We start from the raw sequence: 21,004 nt of genomic DNA on the forward strand, positions 1-21,004 counted from the left end.
TAGCAGCATTACGCAACCCTCGCTGGTTTCATGCCGTCCGCCGCGACTTGGGCGCGGAGCGCGCTCACCTCGGCTTTGAGGCTGCGCAACTCATCGACCAGCGTCGCCGTCTGCGTCCGGGTTTCCATTGCCATGGCCGATGAGGTCAGCCGGTCAGGCTCAACGGTGGCGACGCGGGACAGCACGTCGGTCACCTTGGCAAAGGCGTCGGCGTACCCCTGCCCAGAACCAAACTGCTGACGGGCAGTGCGGAGATAGGCGTCAGAGTAGCTTTGCAGTTGCGACAGGCTGTTGTAGTCGCCGGCCACGGCCGCCCCAGACACCGCGTTGAACTGCGATGTCGCAAGGCTGTACTGCTGCTCCGGCGCCAAGGCGGACAGGTCGGAGAAGGCCAGACCCGACGCATAGCTGGTCAGGCTTTGGATCGTGCCAGCCACCTTCTGCGCTGCCGATGCCTGCACCGCCGCGGCCTTCTCGTCTTCCGCCGCCTTCGCAGCCGCCGCAGCAGCAGCCTTTTCCGCCGCTGCTGTGGATTGCTGGTAGGCGAGAACCTGCCGCTCGACCGCCTGCACCTCCAGCATGCGTGACCGCAACACGCCGTCGGTCACGTCCGCCAGCTCGGCGGCCTGCTTGGTCTCCAGCGTCAGCCAGTCGTACTGGTCCTGGCTGATCTGGCCCATGGCAAGCCGCGCCGCCTGGAGACGGGACGCCGCGTCGCCCTCGAAGGTGTCGCGGTTTGCCTGGATAAGCTGCCGGCGACGCTCGTCGGCAAAGGCCACCGCCACATCGTCCACCCCCTTGAGGGTCTTTGCCATCTCTTCAAGCTGGCGGACGTCCAAGCTGTTGACGAGCGCCGACATCTGAGCGCCGTACAGCTTGATCGCCTTGGCGGGGTCCTGCCCGGCGGCCAGCAGCGCCACGGCGTTGGCCTCGAACGTGGCGTTGATCGACATCGCCCGGTCGACGCCATCAAACCCCTGCGCCGCTCGAATGCCGGCGTCAAGGATGCGGTCGGCCCCGGCCCGGAAGCTGTCCGCCAGTCCAGTGACGGAGAGGCCCAGCTTCTCGGCGGCATCGCGCGTGGACGTGAAGCTCTGCGCCGCCGCCTGGATCGCAGTGGCCGTCTGGTCCGGCTGCGCCTTGCCGAGCATGTCGAAGACCTTGGCGAAGTCGGTCGCCGCAAGCTGCAGGTCCGCGATGAACTGTTCAACCGAGCCTGTGATACCCTTGTCCAGCACCAGTTGCAGGTTCGATGCGACTTGCTCCGTCAGGTCTCCCCGCTCGAAGCCGTCCCGCATGTCCTCGGCGAACTGCTTCGTGAACCAGTTGACGAGACCGGCGGTATCCTCCTTTCCGAACTCCGCCTTCTCCCCACTGTACTCGGCCCGCAGCCCGTCCCGGTCACCGACCGCGATCAGGCCGCGCCCCTTGATCTGCTGGCCGGGCAGCAACGCCTCCAAGGTCGCGGCGAGCTGCTGGATCTGGCTGCCGATGCCCTGCGCTGCCTGCCTGTTCTCAGCGGAGAACTTCTTCCCCTCTTGTCCGCCGACCGTGGTGGCGCCGGTCCCGAAGTCGATGGAGACGTTGCCCTCGCGGTTCGAGGGCTTCTCCTTGATGAAGCTCTGCACGAGGGTACCGACCAGCGGAGCAGCTATCGCAAGGGGCCCCATCAGAGCGCCGCCGACGCCGAGCAGGGACGCAATTCCAGCACCAGCACCAACGACGGAACCAACGCCCGAAGCGACTTGGCCGTTCCTGAAGCTGGAGAACGCGCCGAAGGCATTCGCCGCTACCCCAAGCCCTTGTAGCGCCTGAGACGCGCTGAACGGGAGCGCCCCCGATCCGCCGGCCCCAGCGCTTGGCATAGCGTTGCTCGCCAGCTCGCGAGCCCCGGTCCCGATCTGCGCCGCCTGCTGCGCCACCTGACCGGTGTTGAGTGGAACGTCGATGGAGAACACGCCCGGCAGGTTTCGAGCGGTCCAGGCGTCGATCCCAGCCATGGAAGACGACCAGCTGTCCCCGATCTTGCCCAAGGACAGCATGTCGCCCATCCCCATACTGCCGCTCTGGTTGGCTGGGGAGCCCGCCAGATCAAACAGTGTCCCGCGGTTCGTCCCGAAGGCCGCATTGGCGAGCGGGTTGACCAAGGACATCTTGATCATGTCGCTCAACAGGCTGGCGAGGATGCCCCGAGCGACGCTGCCGAAGTTGACCGCCTTTCCTTCTCCTCGAATGAAGACATCAACCAAGGCGTCTCCAACCCGGTCGAACGCGCGCTCCAGCGAGTTGGCGAGGGTCTGGTAGGCGTCCTGCTGACGCTGGATGGTCACCTCAAGGTCGGCATTTGCCACGGCCCGTTCGCGAGCCGCGTCGATCACCTTCCGTTCGGCGTCCGTCAGGGACTCATAAGTGCGCCCTTGGCGGATGAGGAGTTCGGAGATGTCCGCTTCGGCCTGGAGCCGCCCCGCCTGCTGCGGCGAGACGCCAACCATCTTCTGTTGCAGATCAAGCTGACGGGTCTGCGCCTCCAACTGCTTTCCGTAGTCGGCGAACGCCTTGGAGTCAGACGCCTTCGCCTTACGGTTCAGGAGGTCAATGTTGGCTTGGAGCTTTTCGCCCCAATTGGCTTCGGCTGGCGTTGTCTCACGCAACGTCTGGAGATAGGCGGCGTTGTAGATTTCCGCATCTCGCGTGGCCGTGGCACCCTTGGACATGGCATCCACAAGGCGCGCGGTCGCCGCGACTTCCTGATCGATGCCGCGGGCGAACTCGTTGTGGATCTGGAGGCGTGTGGAAGCCTCCAGTGCCTCCGACGCCGTTCGGGTGACCGCCTCCAGCCCTTTCAGGCGTGAAGCAGCTACCTGATTTTCGATATTCGCGCGGCGCTGCGCAGCCTCCCCCATTCCTGCGGCTTCGGCCAACCGGACAGCGGCATCAACCTGCAATCGCATCTCCGCGGTTGCTTGGTTCATGCTCCCTGCAAGCTGCGCCGCCGTGCTCGCGTCCATTGACTTCCACAGGTCTTGCAGAGGCGCAGGAAGCCCCTTCAAGAACGTGCCGAAATCCTTGGTCGTGAGCGACGCCTGCGCCGTCTTGGAGTCAAGATCTGGATACTGTGCGATGACCTCGGCAAACTGACCGCGAGCCTGTGCCTGCGCGCGAGCAGTATCCGAAATGGCGCCGGCCAGGAGACGCTGAGCAGTCGCCTGCCGCTGCACCTGGGCCGTCTGGTCCCTGACCTCTCCAACGGCCACATCGGCAAGGTTTGCCCGAAGGTCGTTCGCCTGATCTCCGGTAAGAGGAACCTTCCCGCCGTTCGTAGCTTGGTCGAGAGCCGCCGCAAACTTCCGTTCGAAGCCAGCCGGAGCGTTGAAATTCGCGGCCTGACGAGACAGGGCCGCGATGGAGCCGGTCACGCTGTCAACCTGCTCCCGATAAAGCCCCATCAGACGCGAGGCTTCCCCACGCGTGATGACGTTTTCAGAAACGGCCTTGTCCAACAGCTTCTCAGCGTTGGTCATGTTGTTGGCAGCGGCCAGAGCTGGATCGATGGAGCGAGCGAAATCACCAGTCGCATTGGAGAGGCGGACGAACTCAGCACGGACCTTGGCCGCCCACGCCTGGATAGCGTCATCCTGCTCAAACTGCTGAAGGGCCGCCAGTTCATCGGCATCGGCCTGACGAAGCCCGCTCGTCAGATAGACACCGTTGGCCTGCCGGAGCTGAAGCATTTCAATCTGCTTCTGACGGGAGGGCTGACCACCGTTCTCGCCAACCCAATCAACCCCATCTTCCGCCTGCTTCTTGATCCACTCCCAAGCCTTTCCAAGGGAAGACATGCGCTCCGCCGCAGCCTTGGCCTTATCCTCGATCCCCTGGAGCAGGACCGCTTGGGCGCGCTCAAGATTGCCCTGCGCCTGATAGTTCTTGATGAGCTGACGCTGGGCGTCATCGAACATGCCGTACTTCGCCGTCAGGTCATCAACGGCCTTCGACGGGTCAGCGAACAGTGCAGCCAAGTCTCCCCGCGCCGCCTCGACCTCCTGACCGGTCGCCAACGACCACCCCTTAGTGGCGGCGGTCAGATCGGCGAGAACAGTGCCTCCGATTTTTCCCGTGCCGAGATAGGCATTCTGTATTTCACGAGCGTTTGACGTGGAAATTCCGGCAACATCGCCAACCGCCTTCGCTTGGTCCAGAAGCGCCGCTGTCGTCATCCCAGCCGACTTCCCGACCAGGGCGTTGACGCGCTCAACCTCTTTCACTTCAGAACGGTAGCTCTGGACAGCATAAATCGTGGCGGCAAACCCCGCAGCCAAGGCGACATATCCAGACACTAGAGCCAGCGTGCCAGCGGTGAACTTCGGCAACTCCGCGCCGCCAGCCTGAAGCGCCTGGACGATCTGCCCGCTCTGCTGCACGAAGATCATCATTGGCGGCTGGCCCATCATAAGGCCGGACACCACGTCGTTGATCTGGGGGGCGAGTGCCGTCATCTGGGCGCGGGTCAGCCCGATCTTCCCTGCGAACCCTTCCGCAGCCTCGGTGCTGCGGACGAGCTGGAGCCGATGCTTTTCGTAGGCGGCAGATAGGGCCTCATACTCGGCCCGCCCGCCCTCCAGCTTGCCGGCTGCAAACGCCTCATCAAGCTTGAGCTTCTTCGCCTCCAGGTCCCGAAGGCGCTCGCCCATAGGGTCGATGGCGCGGCGGAGTTCGGCCAACTCATCGGCCTGCCGTTTCGCGGCAAGGGCAGCCGGCGACATCTTCGCGGCCAGCTTCTCCTCTGCCGCCGCAAGCTGCTCCAGGGGAACGCCCGCCGCCGCAGCCGAAGACCGCAGTTCACCCAACGCATTCGCATACTTCAGCGCGTCGGTGGACTCCCTGTCATAGCTCGCCACCAGCCGGTTGAACTTGGCCGGCGCGTCGAAGCTGGCCATATCCAGTTCGGCCTGCATGACTTGGGCGGCGTGATGCTCCAGTTGGGCAAGCCGCTCCTTCTGGGCGAAGCCCTCCGCCGCGAGCATCCCCTCCCATTCCTGCGCCAGCTTCGCCTTCGCCTCGGCCGCGGCGAAGCCCTCCATCGCGATCTGTGCTTCCCACCTCTCAGCGACGGCTGCCTTGGTCAGCGCCACGCGTTCAGTCGCCTTGATCTCCTCGACGGCGAGCATGCCCTGCCACTCGGCCGCCAACCGGGCTTTCGCCTCGGCCACGCCCCAAGCGTCCATGGTGAGCTGGGCTTCCCAATTCGAGGCGACAGCCGCCTTGGTCTGGGCCACACGCTCCTTCTGGGCGAAGCCCTCCAGGGCGATAAGCGATTCCCATTCGTCGGCAAGGACTTGCTTTTCGAGCATGGGCCCGAAGACATCAGCCGATTCCTTCGCCGACTTCGGCTTTGGCATGGTCACGCCGGCATAGGCATTCCAGGTGTCCTGCCCCTCAGCATTGGAACGGGCAAGCGCCGCCTGCTCGCGGTAGCTGGACATCAGGGCGGCCTGCGCTTCCTCTTCCCGCTTCAGGGCGGCGGTCCGCTCATTCGCGGCCCGGGTCGCCGGATCGTAGGCGTCGGCGATGCCCTTCAGCACCGCGGCACGGACCTGCTCGGAAGCGTTGGACTTGTCGAGAATGGCGGTCGCGCGGGCAACTTCCTGCCCGTGCTCTCGGACGGCGGCGCGGACCGGATCGTATTTCGCCAACAGGTTCTGATACTCGACCTGGAGCTTGCGGGCCTCGATAACCGCCGGGTCGAAGGAGTTGCTGACGTGCTCCATCGCTCTGGCAAACTGACGTCCGTTCAGGTCACCCGCAACGAAGAGGTCAATCACCTCCTGCTGCTTGGCGGCAAACCGGTTCTGCGCGGCCGTCGAACTGTCCATCTCCTCGGCCAGAGCTTGGACGGCCCGTGCATTCCGAAGGGTGGTCTCGGTCGCTTCCTGGGCCTTGCGCGCGGCCTCCTCATCCGCCCGGCGCTTTTCCTGCTGCTTCTGGATGGCCTCGGCCAATGTCCGGTTATGGGCTGCTGTCGCTTCCCGGTATTCCTTGGTCCCCTCGGTCAGGCCCTCAAGGGTGGCCCTCGACGCGCGGGCCGTGTTGACGAACTCCACCAGGCCCTGCCCCGTGATGCCCACGGTCTTCGCCAGGGTTGACATTGCGCGGGCGCCGTCTTCCGCCGAAACCGACCCCTTGTCGATGGCCGCCTTGGCCTCGCCGAACACGCGGACGATCTTTGCCCCCGCATCGGTCACCACGCCCGCCTGCCGGGCGATGGCCTGGAACTCGCGCGAGGTGCCCGTCAGCCGCTTCGTGGTGTTCTCTACCGATCCGCCGACGGCATCGAACAGGCCCTGGATCTTGCGCAGATCCTCGGCCACCGAGCCGTTGTCGACGGTCAGGCGAGCAAGGCGCATATCGGTCATGGGCGACACCCAACGAAATGGGAGCCGCAGCAAGGCCGGGCGCCCAGAATCAGGAAAGCCCGCCGATGGCGGGCCTATGCGTTTGGAGCCTTACAGCTCCCGGATCATCATCGCCGGGGCGCCTCGCTTTGCGCCCTCGGATCGAACCCACTGGAACTGAACTTGGACAAGATTCCCGTACCGCCGGCGCACGGTGTCGCAGGAAACCTTGTAAACGCCGTTGGGGGCCTGGTCGGAGAACCCACGCTCCAGTTTGCCGGCGTAGGGTTCATCATCGGTCAGCAAATACTCGGTGCCCTTCGGCAGATCGAGCACCCACCTGAAGTCCGACGGCTCCATGCCGTCGCTGACGTCGTCGCGGAACACCCCGTCCACGAACAATTGCCGGAACTCGCGGAAGACGATGTTGTCCGCCCGCGGGTGGAGGTCGATCGGGCTGTTGGCGAACAGGATGTCCAGGGCAAAGCAGATGATCTCCGGCATGTACCGGAACTCGAACACCGCGACGCCGAAGGGGGAGACACTTTCAATCGGCGCCCCCTCCTTCCCATCCATCCACTGGTCCCACCCGGCGGGCCGGGCTTCCATCTTGGCCCGGCCCAACTCCTGGTGGATGCGCTGAACGAACAGTCGTTTCACCTCCTGCTCCGCGCCGCGCAGCATGAGGAAGACCTGCCGGTCGAACACGGGATCACGGGCCATGGTTCATTCCTCCCGCTGGCGCGACTTCATCACCGCCTCCAGCAGCGCGCCGGTAGCCGGCCCGTCCGGGTAGAGTTCGTTCGCCCGCGCCACGCTGGCGCGAACGTCGGCGATCTGCCGCTTCGTCCAGACGCCCGGCTTGCTCTCGCCCTCGGCCCGCATTTCCGCCTCAGCCTCGGTCATGAGCGCGAAGGCGTCCATCATGAGGGTGGATTGGCTCATGGCCCGCGGACCTTCGGGGAGGTGCCCAACCCCCATGCCACCCTGCGACATGCGCCAGAGCCGCACCATCGTCCAGGCCCAGCCGGGAATGAAGCGCTTGGGGTTGACGTGCCACGTCTCCCCCAGCACCTCCCACGGTCCGATTACGGCGTCGTCTGGGTCTCCACCATCTCCGTCACGGTATCGGTCGGGCTCGGCTGCGACGGCTGCGGCGAGGCGGAGGACTTCACCCCGCGGCGAGAGTTTCCCCCGCGGCCCCGCAGAGAGTTCAGCTCCTGCACCTTCTCGCCGATGGCGTTGATGTCCTCCGGCGGAATGGCGTTCAACGTCGCGGTGGTCGGATAGCCGTTCTCGGCGAGGAAGGGCACGATGTCGCCGTCCAGGTCGCGGACACCTTCGAAGCCGATCAGGTAGTGCAGGGTGCGGAGGCGCGCCACGTCCTTGGTGAAGCGCAGGCGGGCCGCACGAATATCCCGAACGGATTCCGAATTGTCGGCGCGCTCGTACAGGTCCTGGAACGTCCCGCTCAGCTCCTCGGGCACGCCGCCGCCGGACTTCTTCAGCGCCTCCTTCACCGCGACGAAATCCGGATCGTCGCTCGGAATCAGGCCGCTCGCCTCGATGGCGCGGAACAGCTTGCGGTCACCCGGATAGGTCGGCAGGCGGACCAGCGCCTCCTCGAAGGCGGCGTTGATGTCGAAGCTGGGGACCTGCAGCTTGTAGACGGGCTGGTCGGGGTTCGCCTTCAATTCGGCCTCAAGCTCGTCCAGTTCGGCGAAGGCGTCGGACAGCAGTTCTTCGCCCGCTTCGACATCCTTCTTCAGGTCCGCGTCGCCCGGAATCGCCTCCAGCGCGGCGGAAGCGTTGGCGAGCTTGCGGTTGGCCTCAGCCACGGTGTCGCGGGCCTTCTCGATCTGGTCCACCAGCGGGGTGAACAGGAAGGGCTTGGCGGCGGTGATGGGCAGCATGGACATAGGATGGTCCTTCGGGATGGGATTGGGAATCAGGGAAAGGCCGTCAGGGAGACGGCCTATGCCGGGGCGATGATCGTGATTGGGCGCTCGACACGCTCGGTCACGCAGGACTCGCGATCGGCGGAGAGGACAAACTTGCCGTCGGGGCCGAGCTTGTAGGCGACGTACCAACCTTCGGTGTCGTCGGCCTCGATCACGTTGGTGATCGGTTCGCCAGAAGCCGCGTCCACGATCCTGCAGAGGCGGGCGCCCGGCTGGTCATAGCGGATGCGCATGAGCGGTCAGCCGGCGGAGCCGATGCGCGGGGCGCCAAGCGGCCCTTCGTCCGGAGCGATGGAGGCAAGCGCGGCCAGAGAGGCGCGCTGAAGCGTCTCCGCCTCCTCCAGAAGCTTGACGATGCAGGCGTTGTTCTCGGCGACCAACCGAGCGACCGGGCTCGGATCGGCCGCGATCTTGAGCGTCTTGGCCTCGACTTCCCCTGCGATCAGGGGAAGCAGGTCTTCCAGCTTCCGACCAGCGGGATTGTCGGCCGACATGAGAACCGCGCGCCGGTCGGAGCAGAGGGTGACGGCCTCATCGCTGACGTTGGCCGTCAGCTGCTCGCGGGCGAAGTCCAGCGCCGAAGAGAGGCTCTCGGCGGCGCTGTGATCCGGGTTGGGCGCGATGCCCAACGCCATGCCGCGCTCGTCCGGGCCGGTGACGGCGCTGAAGCGGCCGCCGAAGCGGTCGATTGTGATGGAGGCGTCGGGCTTCGGCCCCGCCAGCGGCGGAAACTCGCCCGGCGGCGTCAGCACGTTGCCGGTGACGGTGAAGTCCAGCGTCTCGCCGTCCTTGCCGTGCGGGTGGACATAGAAGGTCACGCGCTCGCCATCGACAACGGTGGCGCGAAGCGCGAAGTCGATGATGCCGACGGAGGCGGCATCGCGGAAAAACTGTTCCAGGTTCTTCATATCTTCCTCGGGATCAGGAAGGTTTCGGGAAATCGCGAAGGGCGGCAGAGCGCATCCCGGACGCTCCGCCGCCCGCACCTCGCGCGGGTGGTCAGCCTCTCGGCCAACGGGTGTTCCTGGTCCGGGTCAGGGAAAGGCGAAAAGCCGGCTTACGGCGCCGGCACGTAGGTCGGCGGGCCGGAGGACTTCAGGCTGATGCTGAAGGTCTCGGCGCTGCCGTCGTCGCCCTTGCGGCTGTAGCTCTCGACCACAAAGGTGCCCACGAAGCTGTCGCCGTGGCCCGAGATGATCTGGCACTCGATGTAGCCGGTGGCGTCCATGGCCATGGCCGCGTTCCAGATTTTGCGGGCGCCGACGGTCAAGCTGTCGAAGATGCCGTCGCCGGAAATGGAAAGTTCCTTCGAGGCGCCGCCCGGCAGGTACTCCTTCCAGCCGGCGGAGCCGACGTTGGTGATGTCCACCGCGCCGCCGTTGAGCTGGAGGTTGGTCGACTTGAGGCCGCCGATGGTCAGAAAGGTCGGCGTGGCCGCGCCGTCGCTGACCTTGATGGTGAAGGCGCGGCCGGCCTTCGCCTGGATGGACGTGGAGGTCGCCATGATCGCTGTGCTCCTCGATTACAGAGCCGGGACGCGGAAGGCCGCCACGGTGACCGTGGTGGTCGCCGAGTAGCTGACGGACACCTTCGACGTGGACGGGTTGTTGAAGGCGCGCGCGGGGAACGGCCCGATGATGCGGTCGCCGCCGGCCGGCACCGCCACGACCTGGTTGGCCTTCGAGACGATACCCAGACCGGGAACGGAGGCTGCGACGGTCTGGGCGGCGATCGTCACATTGATCGGACTGGCCGAGCCGTTCTTGACGTGAAGGACGATCCGGTCGCTGGCATTGACAAAATCGTCGCCTCCGCCGGCGGCGTTGGAATAGGTCAGCGCGGCGCCGACCTCGCTGGTGTCCTGAACACTCAGAGTTGCCATGGGGCTTTCTCCATTTACGTGAAAAAGCCGCCACGGCGGGATGCCGGGCGGCTGTGATTCCCGTCATCTCGGGAAAGGGTTGAGCGAGAGGCTTAGGCGATCCCGTCAGGGATCAGCTCCAGCCGGAAATCGACCTGGAGAGGCACGACAACCCAGCGCAGACCGGGGTTGCCGTCGTTCGCCGGGCGGTCCTGACCGTCCACAGCCGTCAGGGTCTGCACGTCGGTGATGCGCACCAAGTCGCCGAGCTGCAGCCCGTCGACATGCGGCTCGTACAGCAGGCCCACCGACAGGGCCAGGCCCTCGACCGCATCGACCTGCGTGCCTTCCGGCGCGTAGACCAACACCTGCCAGATGCCGGACGCCTCGGTCAGCACGGCGCCGGTCTTCGCCTTGCGCTCCCAGATCAGGGACACGCGCAGATGCGCCCGGTCGGGAGACGGCTGGAACGATAAGTCGCCCAGACGCCCAATGTCGGATTCCGGAATCGGCCCATCGGCCAGAACAGAATGCAGGGCAGCGCGGACGGCAGCGTCATCGATCATCGTCACGCTCCGACGTGCAGATCCCACAGCACCGCGACGCCGGCCTGTCGGGCGGCGACCGCCGTCTTGACCCGCCAGCGCTGCGCACCGATCAGCACGCTGTGGGCCGCAGACGGCTCGACCGGCACGCCGGCGACGTCCAAAGTGACCTGCGGCACGATCAGGCGCTGGTCGCCCACGACGATCCCGCCGAGGAGCTGTCCAGCCTCGAAGCTGCGCACCGCGGCCTTCAAGGGCCGGTCGCAGGCGAACGAGAAGGCGGCCGGCGCGCCAGCGGCCACTGGCGCCGGCAAGGCCCGGTCGAGCGGCACGTTGGCGAAGACGTTCCCGGCCGCCGAGACGGGAGCGGTGATGGCGAAGGCCTCACCGCCGATCACGGCACGGTCACCGGTCAGGAGCTGGCCAGTGGTCAGCGTCGCCTTGATGCTGACGGTCGAAGCGCCGGCCGGCGCCGCGGTAGCGACGATCCAGCCGGAGCCGGTTGGCGGGTTCAGGGTGTTCTGGTTGCCGGTGGTGGCCCGGAAGGTCGCCGACGTGCCCCAACCGCACAGCAGCCGGGCGCGCAGGCCTTCGGGGTCGTGGTCCACCGGGAAGGGGATGGGCGGGATGTCCACCGAATAGGTCGCCCCGCCCACGGTGAAGGTGCCGCCGACTGCAGGCGCCACCTCCGACCGGAGGAGATCAAAGCACGCCCCCTCGACCGGCAGGTCGATGGTCCCGAACCGCAAGGGCTGCGTGGCGCGGATCGCCCGGCACGGGATCGAGTCGCCGGTTGGGGGCGTGTAGAGGGCCGGGACGCCCAGAACCCGAAACTGGACGGCCATCTGCTGGGCGCCGTAGGTCATGGGCGTTGCTCCGGGTGCAGGACGGGCGGCTTCTGGCCGCCCTGCCCTATCAGGCCGCGCTGGTGGTGGTGCCGTTCAGGCGGACGATGACGGTCGACGCGGTGTTGCCCGCCACCTCGACCGCACCACCGATCGGGTACTTACCCGAGCCGGGACCGTCGCAGCGCTTGGCCGCCACGTCCCAGGACACCGCGCCACCGCTGGCGAAGGTCTGGGACAGGCGCTTGGGCAGTTCGAAAACCCCTTCCAGGGTCCCGACAACCGGCTTGCCTTCCGCCGCGTCGGTGGAGGCGACGGCGAAGAAGCCGCCCACCATGAAGCCCTGCCCCGACACGACACCGCCGGCCGGGGCAACCAAATCCAGGCTGGCGCCCGGCTGAACATAGTTGCGCATCGCGCGTCTCCTCAAAAAGCGAAGGGCGGCACGTGGCCGCCCCGTCAAAGGTTTCCGTTCAGTTCAGCCCGTTAGGCTCCGGGGTTCTTGTAGAAGCCGCGGGGATCGATGATGGCCGCCGCGAAGTCCAGCCGAGCCTCCATCGCCAGACCGTCCACACCCGGCACCTTCTCCAGTTCGCCGACCTGCACGCCCTCTTCACCCTCCAGGTAGGCGTATTCCAGGGTGTCGAAGATCGTCGGATTGACCACGCCGTACCAGGCCGTCGCCGAGTTGCGGGTCAGCCGCGGATCGCTGACGTAGTTCAGCGCCGTCATGTAGTCCGGCACCGCATCGTCGGCCTTCGTCGCACGCACCTTGTCGGCGACGATGGTCGCGGCGACGGCCTTCAGCGCCAGCGGGACCAGCAGCGTCGCCAGCATCAGGCCCAGCTCGGCCTCATTGTCATCCCGCTGCTGCCCGATGGCTTCATCCGCCGAGGCGATGGAGGTGACCGACAGCTTGGTGCCGGTGCCGGCGAGGTTCTTGCGGTCGGCGTGGAACAGTTCCTTGCCATCGGCGAGAACCGGATTGCTGGTGATGAGGCCCCAGACGATATCGTTCTGCAGGCGGGCCGCCGAGCCGCCGAAGGCCTGCGGAACCGTCGTGAAGGCGCTCAGATCGTCGTTCACGATCATCTGACGGGTGACGCGCAGCTGCCGGGCGTAGGTGTCGAGCTGAATCGAGGCCCCGCTGTCCTTGAACGAGCCGGCCTTGATTTCCCCGCCCTCGCCGAGCTTCAGCAGCTTGGGCGCGGCGCCAAGCCGCACGCGGTTCATCTCGCGGAAGTCCGACAGGATGCCACGGCGCGAGAACGGGGCGAACGTCAGCGCCACGGACTCGTAGCTGTCGCGCAGGGTCCGGCGCATCGCCGAGCCCAGCACATGGGGGAAGTCGCTGGTGGTGTGCATGGCGCGACGGACGATCTCGTCACGGTTCATGCCACGTCCGCCACCGACGTACATGCGGGCCACCTCGACCAGCGACATGCCGACGTACTGGCGGGCGTTGTCGGTCAGCTTGTGCTTCGTCGGGTTGACCCGATAGTTGATGTAATCGACCACCCCGGCGTTGCGCGTGTCGCCCTCGTCGGCGATGACCTGGACGTGCGGGTTGATGTTGCGCTGGTTCGACGGCTGGGCGGCGACGTGATCGATCACGGCCCGGTTGAAGGTGTCGAGGCTCCAACCCTCGGTGATCGCGCGGGCGATCATGTCGGACGGCAGGCCGAGCTGGGCGCATGCGGCGCGGCTCTGGATGTGGGCGATGCGATCCACTTCGGCGGCGCGCATGGCGGCCAGCGGATCGGCCTCCGGCTGCGGAGCCGGAGCCGTCGGAGCGGCCTGCGTCTGGGCGGGCGGAACCTGCGGCTGGCCGCGGTTCTCGGTGACGGGCAGGTCCTGCGTCACCGCCGGCGTCTCGGGGGTGTCGGACATGCGATTCTCCTTCGTGTTGTCCGGGGTGGGCTGCGCGGCGGGCGCGCGGGTGAAATCCGGGATGTTGACGTTGACGGTCACCGGAGCCGGGGCAGCCTGCGGCGCACCAGCCGGGCCGTGAGGAAGGGAGCGGGTGCCGGCACCGCCGTCGGCGCCGACCGGGACGAAGGACACCTCCAGCAGTTCCCAGCGCGTGATCTTCCGCGTCTGGGGCTTGGTGGTCTCATCCACCTCGTAGGCCAGGATGCGGTAGCCGACCGACACGTTGCGGAGGATACCGTCCTTGATGTCCTGGACGGTGGGCGCGACGTCATCGCGGGCGGACAGCTTGGCCGTCAGGATCAGGTTGCCGTCCTCGAATCGCGCGGTGCCGGGGACCCCAGTGCCCAGCACGCTTTTCACGTCCCATTGCGAATGGGTATTGAGGATCGACACGCTGCCCGCCTCGAAGCGGGTCAGGTCCACCGCCTCGGCGCTGACCGTCAGCACCTCGTCGTAGTATTCCTCGCGCCACCAGTCGAACCGGCGCACCGTGGCGCCGGTAGATGCAATCAGCTCGACGGTGCGGGCATCGGCATTGAAGGTGGCCGGCTCCAGGCTGGCCGCACGGACGGAGGTGTCGCCGTTGGCGCGCCAGCCCAGCGCCACACCGGGCGGCAACGTGCGTTCGGTGACGGCCCCGCCCGGTGCCGCCCCGTTGGGGGGTGTCGTCATGGATGCCTCTGGGTTTGAGGTCAGGAGTTGACCGCGGCCTGATAAAGCGCGCGGAGCCGCGGTGCGTCCGGATCGCCATCGGCTTCCAGCGCCCGCAAAAGTCGATCAGCCGCAGCGTCCATCTGCTGCGGCGTCAGGTTGTTGGCCGAGCCGGACTTGGTGACCTTCCGTGCGTCGGAATCGAACACCAGCCCTTCGCCGTCCACCGCATCGAAGTAGGCGCGGAACTCGGCCAGCACGGACTTCCAGTGGTAGCCGCGCTCACCGATGGCGGCGATGGGGCTCTTGAGGCCGGCGCGCATCTCGATCAGGTCGGCCAGGGCGTCCTTGTAGGGGTCGATGGAGATGAACCGCGGCGTGTCCCACTCGACGCCGTAGTTCTTCTCCCGGATGCGGCCAGCAACGAACATCCCGTCCACGTACCAGCGCCACAGCGGGTCGAGCTGGAACGGGATGAAGAACGCCCACTGAAGCTGTTCGATCATCGCCCGGAAGTCGTTCCGCCCCGCCCGGATGGACGAATAGTTCGTGTTGCTCAGGTCCCCAGTCAGCAGCTCGTACGTCATGAGCGCGCCCGCGGCGATCTGCTGCAACTCGGCCCGGATGTAGTCCGGGTAGCTCTGGTTATGCGACGGCGTGTTGAACCTGATGTCACGCCCATTGCGCAGCGTGGCGATGGTGCCGGGTTCAATCGTTTCGAGGAGCTGGTTGTGGGCGTCATAGGCGCCGGGCTGCTCAGTCGCCGTACCGGTGAGGCCGCTCGGTCTCCCGTTGTTGTCGTCGTCATCACCGGCCCCGGGGAGGATGAAGGCGGCAACGCTCGCCTCCAGCTTCTTACGGGTCTGCTCGGCCAGCCGGTAATCACCGAGTTCGGAGACGGCCAGCAGCACCGCGCAGAGCCAAGGCACGCCGCGGGCCTGCCCGATCCGCTCCATGGCGAAGAGATGGGCGATGTCGCTTGCCGGCACCGGCTTCGAATCCATCCTGCGCGCCGCTGCCATGGCCGAGCGGTCGCCGGGGTGCGCGTCGAACAGCCAATAGGCTCGCGGGGTGTTGGTGCCGCTGAACTCCACGCCCTGGAAAATGTAGCCGTTGTCGAGTCCAACAGTCTTCTGCTCGTCCAGCAGATCCGGCTCCATCAGTTCCGCCTGGACGGGGACGAACAGCCCATCACGGTCCTGCCGTGTCCGGCGGCGCGTCAGGGTTTCCCCTCCCTCCACCATAGAGCGCCCAGCCAGCACCTGGAGGGTCACGAAGTTCCCGCCCCGCGTCCCTGCGAGGCATTCGCGCGACCACTGCGCAAAGCCGTCGTTCAGCACCTTGTCCAGCTTCTCATTGCCAGTGGCGGCGCGCGGCATGATCCCGGTGCCAACGATGTTGGTCACCAGCTTCGACACCGCCGACCGGGCCGGACCAGCGTTCCGCACCGCCTCGCGCGACAGGCGCCGGAGGAAAGCCCCGCCGCGCAATTCCGAATTCGGCCCGGTTGCCGGGGCACGCCGACCGTTCGCCCGCGCCGCCGACACCGCCTCGTAGGTCCGGACCGTCATCTCCAGCGCGGCCCGGGCCTGGACGCGGCGCAGCGCGGCCCGCGGCGACACGAAGGCAATGGCGCGGTCGAGCGGGTTCATGCGCATGGGTCAGAATCCCCGGCTGAAGCGGGCCACGTTGGTGCATCGACGGTTCGTGCGCTGCTGGCCAGCCACCGCCGCCGCGATCTGGTCGCGCAGGGCGCGCAGTTCCGGCAGGGTGACGCGGCTGAACTCGTTCTCAGACCCATCCGCGCCACGGACGCGGATTGGACGAGCAAGAGGGTCTGTGGCCAGCTTGAAGATGGCCCGCTCGACTTCATCGAGGTCGGCTTGGGTGAAGCTGCTCATCGGCGTGGCCTCATGTTCGGGGTGCGCCAGGAACTCGGGCGGATCTTCGGGGCGGACGGCGGAGCGACGATCTGCTGGACGCTTTCCACCAGGGGCACACCGGCCGGCTGCTCGACGTCAGCGCCCTCATCGTCTTCAGCCCCATCCGGCGCGGGCGGCAGCGGCGGCAGCAGGCGGAACTTCAGGATCTCCGCCGCCGCCTCTTGCATCATCTCGCAGTCGAGGTAGTGGTTGGCGCCCAGCTCGTCCCAGATCGGCTTTCCACCCACCCACCGGCAGGTCTCCGACACGATCTGCTTGGCGTAGACGTCATCGACGTCCTCCGGCACATGCCAGCCGCCAGCCAGTTCCTTGCGCCGCGTGATCTTCTCGAACACGCGGCTCTTGAACTCGTGCGTGTTCAGGCGGTGCAGGATCAGGCCTGCGGATTTCCGCACCCTGCCCCGGCTGTCGACGTCGTTGTCCGTGGTGGTGAACCACTTGTTGCCGGTCAGGTACCGCTCGCCCTTGATGGGCCGGGCGAACGAGCGGCTGAACCGCCGGCAGAAATCGTAGACGGCGTTCTCCGGAACCACCGCCGGCTTGCCGGGCCGGTAGCCGGAGTCAATCAGCAGCAGGTTGACGCCTGTATTGCCGGGCAGAGCGGCCCGGACGATGCCTTCCAGCTCGTCCCAGACCTCGGCGCCGTCGGTTTCGCCCGGCAGATAGCCATAGTCGATCAGCCAGGACTCCCGCCGGGCACCCCACCCGCGCATCACCCAATAGACGCCGCGCTTCTGCACGTCGACCGTCAGGACCACCCGTTGGACGCCGTAGGGCACCTGCCCCCGCTTGTAGGGCAGCTTGCAGTCCGTGACCGCGGAGTGCTTCGGAGCGTCTCCCGAGACGGCGTGCAGTTCGCCGAAGCCCGTGTTGACGACGCCCTGCACCTTCCCAGGCTCGCCGGACGCCAGGGCGGACAGCCAGCGCCGAACCAGCTTGGCCCAGGACTTGAACTTGGACATCAGCCCGCTGGACCAGATCGAGAAGCAATCGGTGTCGGGGTCAGGCCCCACCACCGTTCCATCCGGCTCCACCCGCTGCCCCGGCGCGACCGGCCTCATGCGATCGCACATCCGCTCCTTGTGCGCCTCGGCGATCGGCACCCCGCAGCATCCGCAGATCATCTTGACCGTGCGGGCCGCCTGACCGGGCGTCGCCGTTCCGTCAGCCTTTCCGTCCCAATCCAGCAATCCCGAGTGCGGGATGAAGTAGTCGCCGCATTCAGGGCAGGGCCACGCCATTTCGTGGCGCGAACCTTCCCACCAGAGCTTGATGATCGGGCTGTTGACCTTCTTCAGGTCGGCGATCGCCCAATGCTCCAGCCCCGTTTCGGGATGCCGCTCCTTCCGGATGACGCCGGTCTTCGGCGTCGAGATGATCCCGATCTTGCCGTTGGCGTAGGAACCGATACGCGCCTCGCCCTGCTCGACCGGATCGCCTTCGCCGTCGATGTCGTCAGCCAGGCGGTCTCGTTCGTCGATGAAGACCAACGCGGCTTCCTGACCGGCCAGCTCGGAGCCGGAACTGGCCCAACTCAGGATCAGCGGCGCACCGCTGACCATCTTCAGCGTCTTCTTCTGCTTCTTCCCCCAGAGCGTCTTGCCCTTCAGGCTCTTGGAGGAGTTCAGCATCTCGACGATGCGCGGCTCAATGGTGCGCTCGACGAAGGTCTTGGTCGGGCCGTAGTAGATGACCGGCGCCGGCTCATGGTCCAGCTTCTTGCCGATCACCGCCTGGACGGCTCGTGACTTCCCCTCTTGGGCGCCGCAAACGAAGACAATGCGGCGCCACCGCGGGTCCCAGAACGCGCGCACGAACGGGATGAACTGCGGTGTGTGGGCCATGCGGTAAGGACCGGGCATCCCCTCCTTCTTGGGGAGGACGATGTTCTCCTCGGCCCACTCGTCGGGTTCCATCTCCGGAGGCGGATCGAGAGCCGCCGCCATCCGGTTGAGAAGGTCACTCGCCTTCCGATTCATCGACGGCCCCACCGTCGTGCAGCTCATCGACGAGCCCGATCGCGGCCTTCCGCAGGTTCGTGCTCAACCGCTCCAGCAGCCGGCGAACCTCAGCCTGGATCAGGGTGTAGGCCTCGGTGTCGGTCTTGCCGGCGACCTGACGGGCCAGCAGCCCAGCGAACCCCTCGAACTGGCCGCGGAACTCGGTGATTGCGGCATCCACCGCCACCTCCACCTCCGCCCGCGGGATGTGCTCGCGGTCGTGCTTCGCCAGTTCGCGCTTCTTCAGCTCGACGTCGAGCCGTTCCTTTTCGCGCCGGGACTCGGAGACCGTCGTGTTCCGGCCGCCGGCCGAAGCGCCTTCCTCCATCGGCAGCACCACCGCGGTCGGCTGCTTTTCAGCCTGACGCGCCGGCGCCTCTCCCGCAGCCTTCGGAACCGGCGGGCTTGGGGCTGGCCCTTGCCCGCTCAACCACCGTTGCGCCGCGGTGCCCAGCTTCGACTTCGGCTTCGTCGGGTCCGTGTTGTCCGCCAGCCAGCGCATGGTGGCGGTGAAGGTGACGCCGAGCAGCGGCATCTCCTGCCCGTTGACCAGCTTGGACACGGTGCCCTTCGTCACCGTCACCGGCTGGCCATCGTCACCGACGATCCCCAGCGCGTTGAAGCGATCGATGAACTCCTTCGCGCTGGTCTGGGGCCGTTCGCGGGCCATGGGTAAAACCGATCAGCCCTTCGGGCGCAACGTCGCGACGTTGGCCGGGAGCGAAGCGCTCGTCTCGACAGGCATGCCGGCGGAGCGTGCCGTAGCGATGCTGTCAGCGACCTCGCCGAAGCCGGCGCGGCGCCACGCGATCTCCTGGTCACCGAACAGGACGAAGCCCTCGTAGATGGTCGCGAGGTTCATCACGGCGATGGGATTGCTCGGCCATTCGGAACCGAGGGCGGCCTTCACGCACTCACGCCGCAGTTCCTGCATGACAATGGGCGGGAGCGAGGGGTCCGGGGGGATGGTGGTCATGTGGGTCTCCATCGGGTCCGGCGCAGCCACGCCCCGGACGCGGTCAGGGGGTCACGCAAAGGCGACCGCCGGACCCGATGAAGATCGGGAAACCGCTCGGTCGTGTCCTTCCCGGTGGCTGCCGGGAAACTCACCGCCCGTGGCTGCAGGCGGGTGGAAACTGGAAGGGCTGGAAACCGGCCCATCAGAGGCCGAGTTGCAAATTTTCAACTTCGTTCCGAGGGTTGCGGACCGTTCTTCACACGAGGGCCGGTCAGCAAACCCATGGTTTCATTGAAACCGGAGCCGGAAAATCCTCGCGACATGGGGCCGGTGCTGCCCCCGGGTCTTTTGCCCCTGGAAGGACCCGGATACGTCTAGAAACGCGCCAGGAGCGCGCTGGATGCGTTCTGAGACCATGCCCGCTACCCACATAGCGCAAACGCTTTCGAGGCACCCCACGGCGCTCCTACGTGCATCTTCGCTCACCGGGGGCATCGCACGCCCTCCATCCACCTCACACAACCCCGTCAGCACCCCGACGCACTGCTGCAGCTCTCCACCAGCACCCCAGCGGAGCGCAGGACGAGCGAAGGCATCCACGGCGGAGAGGCGCATGGGCGATGATCCTGCGGAGACGGTGGGAGTGGAGGCGCTGGGCACCAGGGCCAACAGCGAGGGGCTACGTCGCCGACTTGGGCGAGCTGGTCACCAGAACGACAAAACCCGCCGCGGACGAACCGGGCGGGCGGGCAGCAAGCGAAGTCAGAAATGAATATGAGCCTTGCGGCTGATGTTCGGTGGGCCAGCTATGCCCAGTAACGGAAAACTGCAGATGTCATATTCAGGCGTCAAGCGAAATCGTCAGCGCTGGGGGTCTCCCACGCGCACGTATGGGCACGCGCACGCGCGCAACCACCACCACCAAATAGATTCTCTTCTCTTCTCTTGGAGCCGTTTTCCCATGGGACAACCGTGGGACGTCCCATGGGACAATGGGCTTTGTCCTATGGGACATTCGCACTTGTCCTATGGGACATCGGGCATTGTCCCATGGGACACAACCACGCCGCGACAATGCGCAATTCCCATTCCCGTGCGAACCAATCGCACCGACCGGCGCCGCAAAATCTGTCCTATGGGACAAAGCCGGTTGTCCCGTGGGACATTGGCCTGTGTCCCGTGGGACAAATGCCGTTGTCCTATGGGACAAACGCCAATGTCTCATGGGACTTCGGTTCGGCAAAAAAGTTATCCACAAGGCATTTGCGGGCCTCACCCGGCCTTCAACGGCCCTTCCCGGCATGTTTCGGACGTTACAGGCGCCCCCGAGTCGTTACTGATACGCCGAGTCGCCCAATCAGCCAGCACCACGCTGTTCGCCGTGCGGAGCAAGCTGGACAACATCCGGCCGGGCACTGCATGCCCAAGCACACCCACAAGGAGTTCATCAAATTCCTCGCCGCCGTGGAGCGCGGCGTCCCGGCGGGCAAGGTGATCCACGCCATCGTCGACAACTACGCCACCCACACACATCCGAAGGTACTGGCTTGGCTGGCTAATCATCTCCGTTGAGTGTTCCATTTCACGCCCAAGTCCGCTTCCTGGAACAATGCCATTAAAGACTTCTTGTTGACCATCACCCGCCGAAGCATCCAGTGTGACGTCTTCAAGACCATGGCCGATCTCCATGAAGTCATGGCCCGTTGTTTCCGCACCTACAACAAGGCCGCCAAACCCTTCGTCTAGACCAAGTCAGCCGACGCCATTTTCGTCAAACCCGTCGGGACGTCTGCTCTTCTTAAATGATCTCTTGCGCTAGCAGGGCGCGGAAAAACGGGCTGATGCAGTGCCTTTGCCTCCGCTAAGGCTTGAAAAAGGCGTTTTTGCCGCCCGTTTTGGTCGGAATGGAGCGTTTT

The 21,004-nt window shown here is 66.1% G+C and carries 17 protein-coding genes and 1 pseudogene; 1 reads left to right on the forward strand and 17 read right to left on the reverse strand.

The window, feature by feature from the left end:
* Positions 1-8: 8 nt before the first annotated feature.
* The 17 genes from ACFPMG_RS31060 to ACFPMG_RS31140 all read right to left on the reverse strand — a co-directional run bounded on the left by ACFPMG_RS31060 (position 9) and on the right by ACFPMG_RS31140 (position 19,106).
* Positions 9-6,413: a phage tail length tape measure family protein gene (locus ACFPMG_RS31060; RefSeq protein ID WP_376999482.1), complete on the reverse strand. Its 6,405-nt coding sequence runs from the start codon at positions 6,411-6,413 to the stop codon at positions 9-11.
* A 90-nt stretch (positions 6,414-6,503) separates the two neighbouring features.
* Positions 6,504-7,115, reverse strand: coding sequence for a hypothetical protein (locus tag ACFPMG_RS31065; protein WP_376999484.1), 612 nt, complete (start codon positions 7,113-7,115; stop codon positions 6,504-6,506).
* 3 nt (positions 7,116-7,118) lie between these two features.
* Positions 7,119-7,466, reverse strand: coding sequence for a hypothetical protein (locus ACFPMG_RS31070; RefSeq protein ID WP_376999486.1), 348 nt, complete (start codon positions 7,464-7,466; stop codon positions 7,119-7,121).
* Positions 7,467-7,480: 14 nt separating this feature from the next.
* Entirely contained in the window at positions 7,481-8,311 is an 831-nt protein-coding gene (locus ACFPMG_RS31075; protein WP_376999488.1) for a hypothetical protein, read from the reverse strand.
* A gap of 56 nt (positions 8,312-8,367) precedes the next feature.
* On the reverse strand, positions 8,368-8,586 hold the full coding sequence (locus tag ACFPMG_RS31080; RefSeq protein WP_376999490.1) for a hypothetical protein: 219 nt from the start codon (positions 8,584-8,586) through the stop codon (positions 8,368-8,370).
* Between the two features lie 6 nt (positions 8,587-8,592).
* Complete coding sequence (locus ACFPMG_RS31085; protein ID WP_376999492.1) at positions 8,593-9,261, reverse strand: hypothetical protein; 669 nt, start codon at positions 9,259-9,261, stop codon at positions 8,593-8,595.
* 149 nt (positions 9,262-9,410) lie between these two features.
* Positions 9,411-9,857 (reverse strand): phage tail tube protein, encoded by a 447-nt coding sequence (locus ACFPMG_RS31090; RefSeq protein ID WP_119506887.1) that lies wholly within the window; start codon positions 9,855-9,857, stop codon positions 9,411-9,413.
* Positions 9,858-9,875: 18 nt separating this feature from the next.
* Positions 9,876-10,235 carry a hypothetical protein gene (locus tag ACFPMG_RS31095; RefSeq protein ID WP_119506885.1) on the reverse strand — a complete coding sequence of 120 codons (360 nt, stop codon included), beginning with the start codon at positions 10,233-10,235 and terminating at the stop codon, positions 9,876-9,878.
* A 92-nt stretch (positions 10,236-10,327) separates the two neighbouring features.
* Complete coding sequence (locus ACFPMG_RS31100; RefSeq protein ID WP_376999495.1) at positions 10,328-10,780, reverse strand: hypothetical protein; 453 nt, start codon at positions 10,778-10,780, stop codon at positions 10,328-10,330.
* 2 nt (positions 10,781-10,782) lie between these two features.
* Positions 10,783-11,625 carry a head-tail joining protein gene (locus ACFPMG_RS31105; RefSeq protein WP_376999497.1) on the reverse strand — a complete coding sequence of 281 codons (843 nt, stop codon included), beginning with the start codon at positions 11,623-11,625 and terminating at the stop codon, positions 10,783-10,785.
* A gap of 49 nt (positions 11,626-11,674) precedes the next feature.
* On the reverse strand, positions 11,675-12,019 hold the full coding sequence (locus ACFPMG_RS31110; RefSeq protein WP_376999499.1) for a DUF2190 family protein: 345 nt from the start codon (positions 12,017-12,019) through the stop codon (positions 11,675-11,677).
* A 71-nt stretch (positions 12,020-12,090) separates the two neighbouring features.
* Positions 12,091-14,208, reverse strand: a complete 2,118-nt coding sequence (locus ACFPMG_RS31115) for a prohead protease/major capsid protein fusion protein (protein ID WP_376999501.1) — start codon at positions 14,206-14,208, stop codon at positions 12,091-12,093.
* 20 nt (positions 14,209-14,228) lie between these two features.
* Entirely contained in the window at positions 14,229-15,845 is a 1,617-nt protein-coding gene (locus ACFPMG_RS31120; RefSeq protein WP_376999503.1) for a phage portal protein, read from the reverse strand.
* A gap of 3 nt (positions 15,846-15,848) precedes the next feature.
* Complete coding sequence (locus ACFPMG_RS31125; protein ID WP_376999505.1) at positions 15,849-16,088, reverse strand: hypothetical protein; 240 nt, start codon at positions 16,086-16,088, stop codon at positions 15,849-15,851.
* Entirely contained in the window at positions 16,085-18,109 is a 2,025-nt protein-coding gene (locus ACFPMG_RS31130) for a terminase gpA endonuclease subunit (RefSeq protein WP_376999507.1), read from the reverse strand. The genes ACFPMG_RS31125 and ACFPMG_RS31130 overlap by 4 nt, the downstream gene beginning before the upstream one ends.
* On the reverse strand, positions 18,090-18,800 hold the full coding sequence (locus tag ACFPMG_RS31135; protein WP_376999509.1) for a hypothetical protein: 711 nt from the start codon (positions 18,798-18,800) through the stop codon (positions 18,090-18,092). The genes ACFPMG_RS31130 and ACFPMG_RS31135 overlap by 20 nt, the downstream gene beginning before the upstream one ends.
* Before the next feature lie 12 nt (positions 18,801-18,812).
* The gene (locus ACFPMG_RS31140; RefSeq protein ID WP_376999511.1) at positions 18,813-19,106 is read right to left on the reverse strand and encodes a hypothetical protein; all 294 of its coding nucleotides are present in this window, start codon (positions 19,104-19,106) and stop codon (positions 18,813-18,815) included.
* A gap of 1,336 nt (positions 19,107-20,442) precedes the next feature.
* On the opposite strand from ACFPMG_RS31140, the pseudogene ACFPMG_RS31145 reads away from it, so the two are divergent.
* Positions 20,443-20,834 (forward strand): annotated as a pseudogene (locus ACFPMG_RS31145) (transposase); the annotation flags it as partial.
* Positions 20,835-21,004: the final 170 nt, after the last annotated feature.

The organism is Azospirillum himalayense, from assembly GCF_042657465.1.
Taxonomy (GTDB): domain Bacteria; phylum Pseudomonadota; class Alphaproteobacteria; order Azospirillales; family Azospirillaceae; genus Azospirillum; species Azospirillum himalayense.

Bases quoted from the DNA above. Each gene is read 5' to 3' on its own strand.
- ACFPMG_RS31130 (WP_376999507.1), bottom strand. From the start codon at position 18,109: ATGAATCGGAAGGCGAGTGACCTTCTCAACCGGATGGCGGCGGCTCTC.
- ACFPMG_RS31135 (WP_376999509.1), bottom strand. From the start codon at position 18,800: ATGGCCCGCGAACGGCCCCAGACCAGCGCGAAGGAGTTCATCGATCGC.
- ACFPMG_RS31120 (WP_376999503.1), bottom strand. From the start codon at position 15,845: ATGCGCATGAACCCGCTCGACCGCGCCATTGCCTTCGTGTCGCCGCGG.
- ACFPMG_RS31140 (WP_376999511.1), bottom strand. From the start codon at position 19,106: ATGACCACCATCCCCCCGGACCCCTCGCTCCCGCCCATTGTCATGCAG.
- ACFPMG_RS31060 (WP_376999482.1), bottom strand. From the start codon at position 6,413: ATGACCGATATGCGCCTTGCTCGCCTGACCGTCGACAACGGCTCGGTG.
- ACFPMG_RS31075 (WP_376999488.1), bottom strand. From the start codon at position 8,311: ATGTCCATGCTGCCCATCACCGCCGCCAAGCCCTTCCTGTTCACCCCG.
- ACFPMG_RS31080 (WP_376999490.1), bottom strand. From the start codon at position 8,586: ATGCGCATCCGCTATGACCAGCCGGGCGCCCGCCTCTGCAGGATCGTG.
- ACFPMG_RS31100 (WP_376999495.1), bottom strand. From the start codon at position 10,780: ATGATCGATGACGCTGCCGTCCGCGCTGCCCTGCATTCTGTTCTGGCC.
- ACFPMG_RS31125 (WP_376999505.1), bottom strand. From the start codon at position 16,088: ATGAGCAGCTTCACCCAAGCCGACCTCGATGAAGTCGAGCGGGCCATC.
- ACFPMG_RS31115 (WP_376999501.1), bottom strand. From the start codon at position 14,208: ATGACGACACCCCCCAACGGGGCGGCACCGGGCGGGGCCGTCACCGAA.
- ACFPMG_RS31085 (WP_376999492.1), bottom strand. From the start codon at position 9,261: ATGAAGAACCTGGAACAGTTTTTCCGCGATGCCGCCTCCGTCGGCATC.
- ACFPMG_RS31105 (WP_376999497.1), bottom strand. From the start codon at position 11,625: ATGACCTACGGCGCCCAGCAGATGGCCGTCCAGTTTCGGGTTCTGGGC.
- ACFPMG_RS31065 (WP_376999484.1), bottom strand. From the start codon at position 7,115: ATGGCCCGTGATCCCGTGTTCGACCGGCAGGTCTTCCTCATGCTGCGC.
- ACFPMG_RS31095 (WP_119506885.1), bottom strand. From the start codon at position 10,235: ATGGCAACTCTGAGTGTTCAGGACACCAGCGAGGTCGGCGCCGCGCTG.
- ACFPMG_RS31090 (WP_119506887.1), bottom strand. From the start codon at position 9,857: ATGGCGACCTCCACGTCCATCCAGGCGAAGGCCGGCCGCGCCTTCACC.
- ACFPMG_RS31110 (WP_376999499.1), bottom strand. From the start codon at position 12,019: ATGCGCAACTATGTTCAGCCGGGCGCCAGCCTGGATTTGGTTGCCCCG.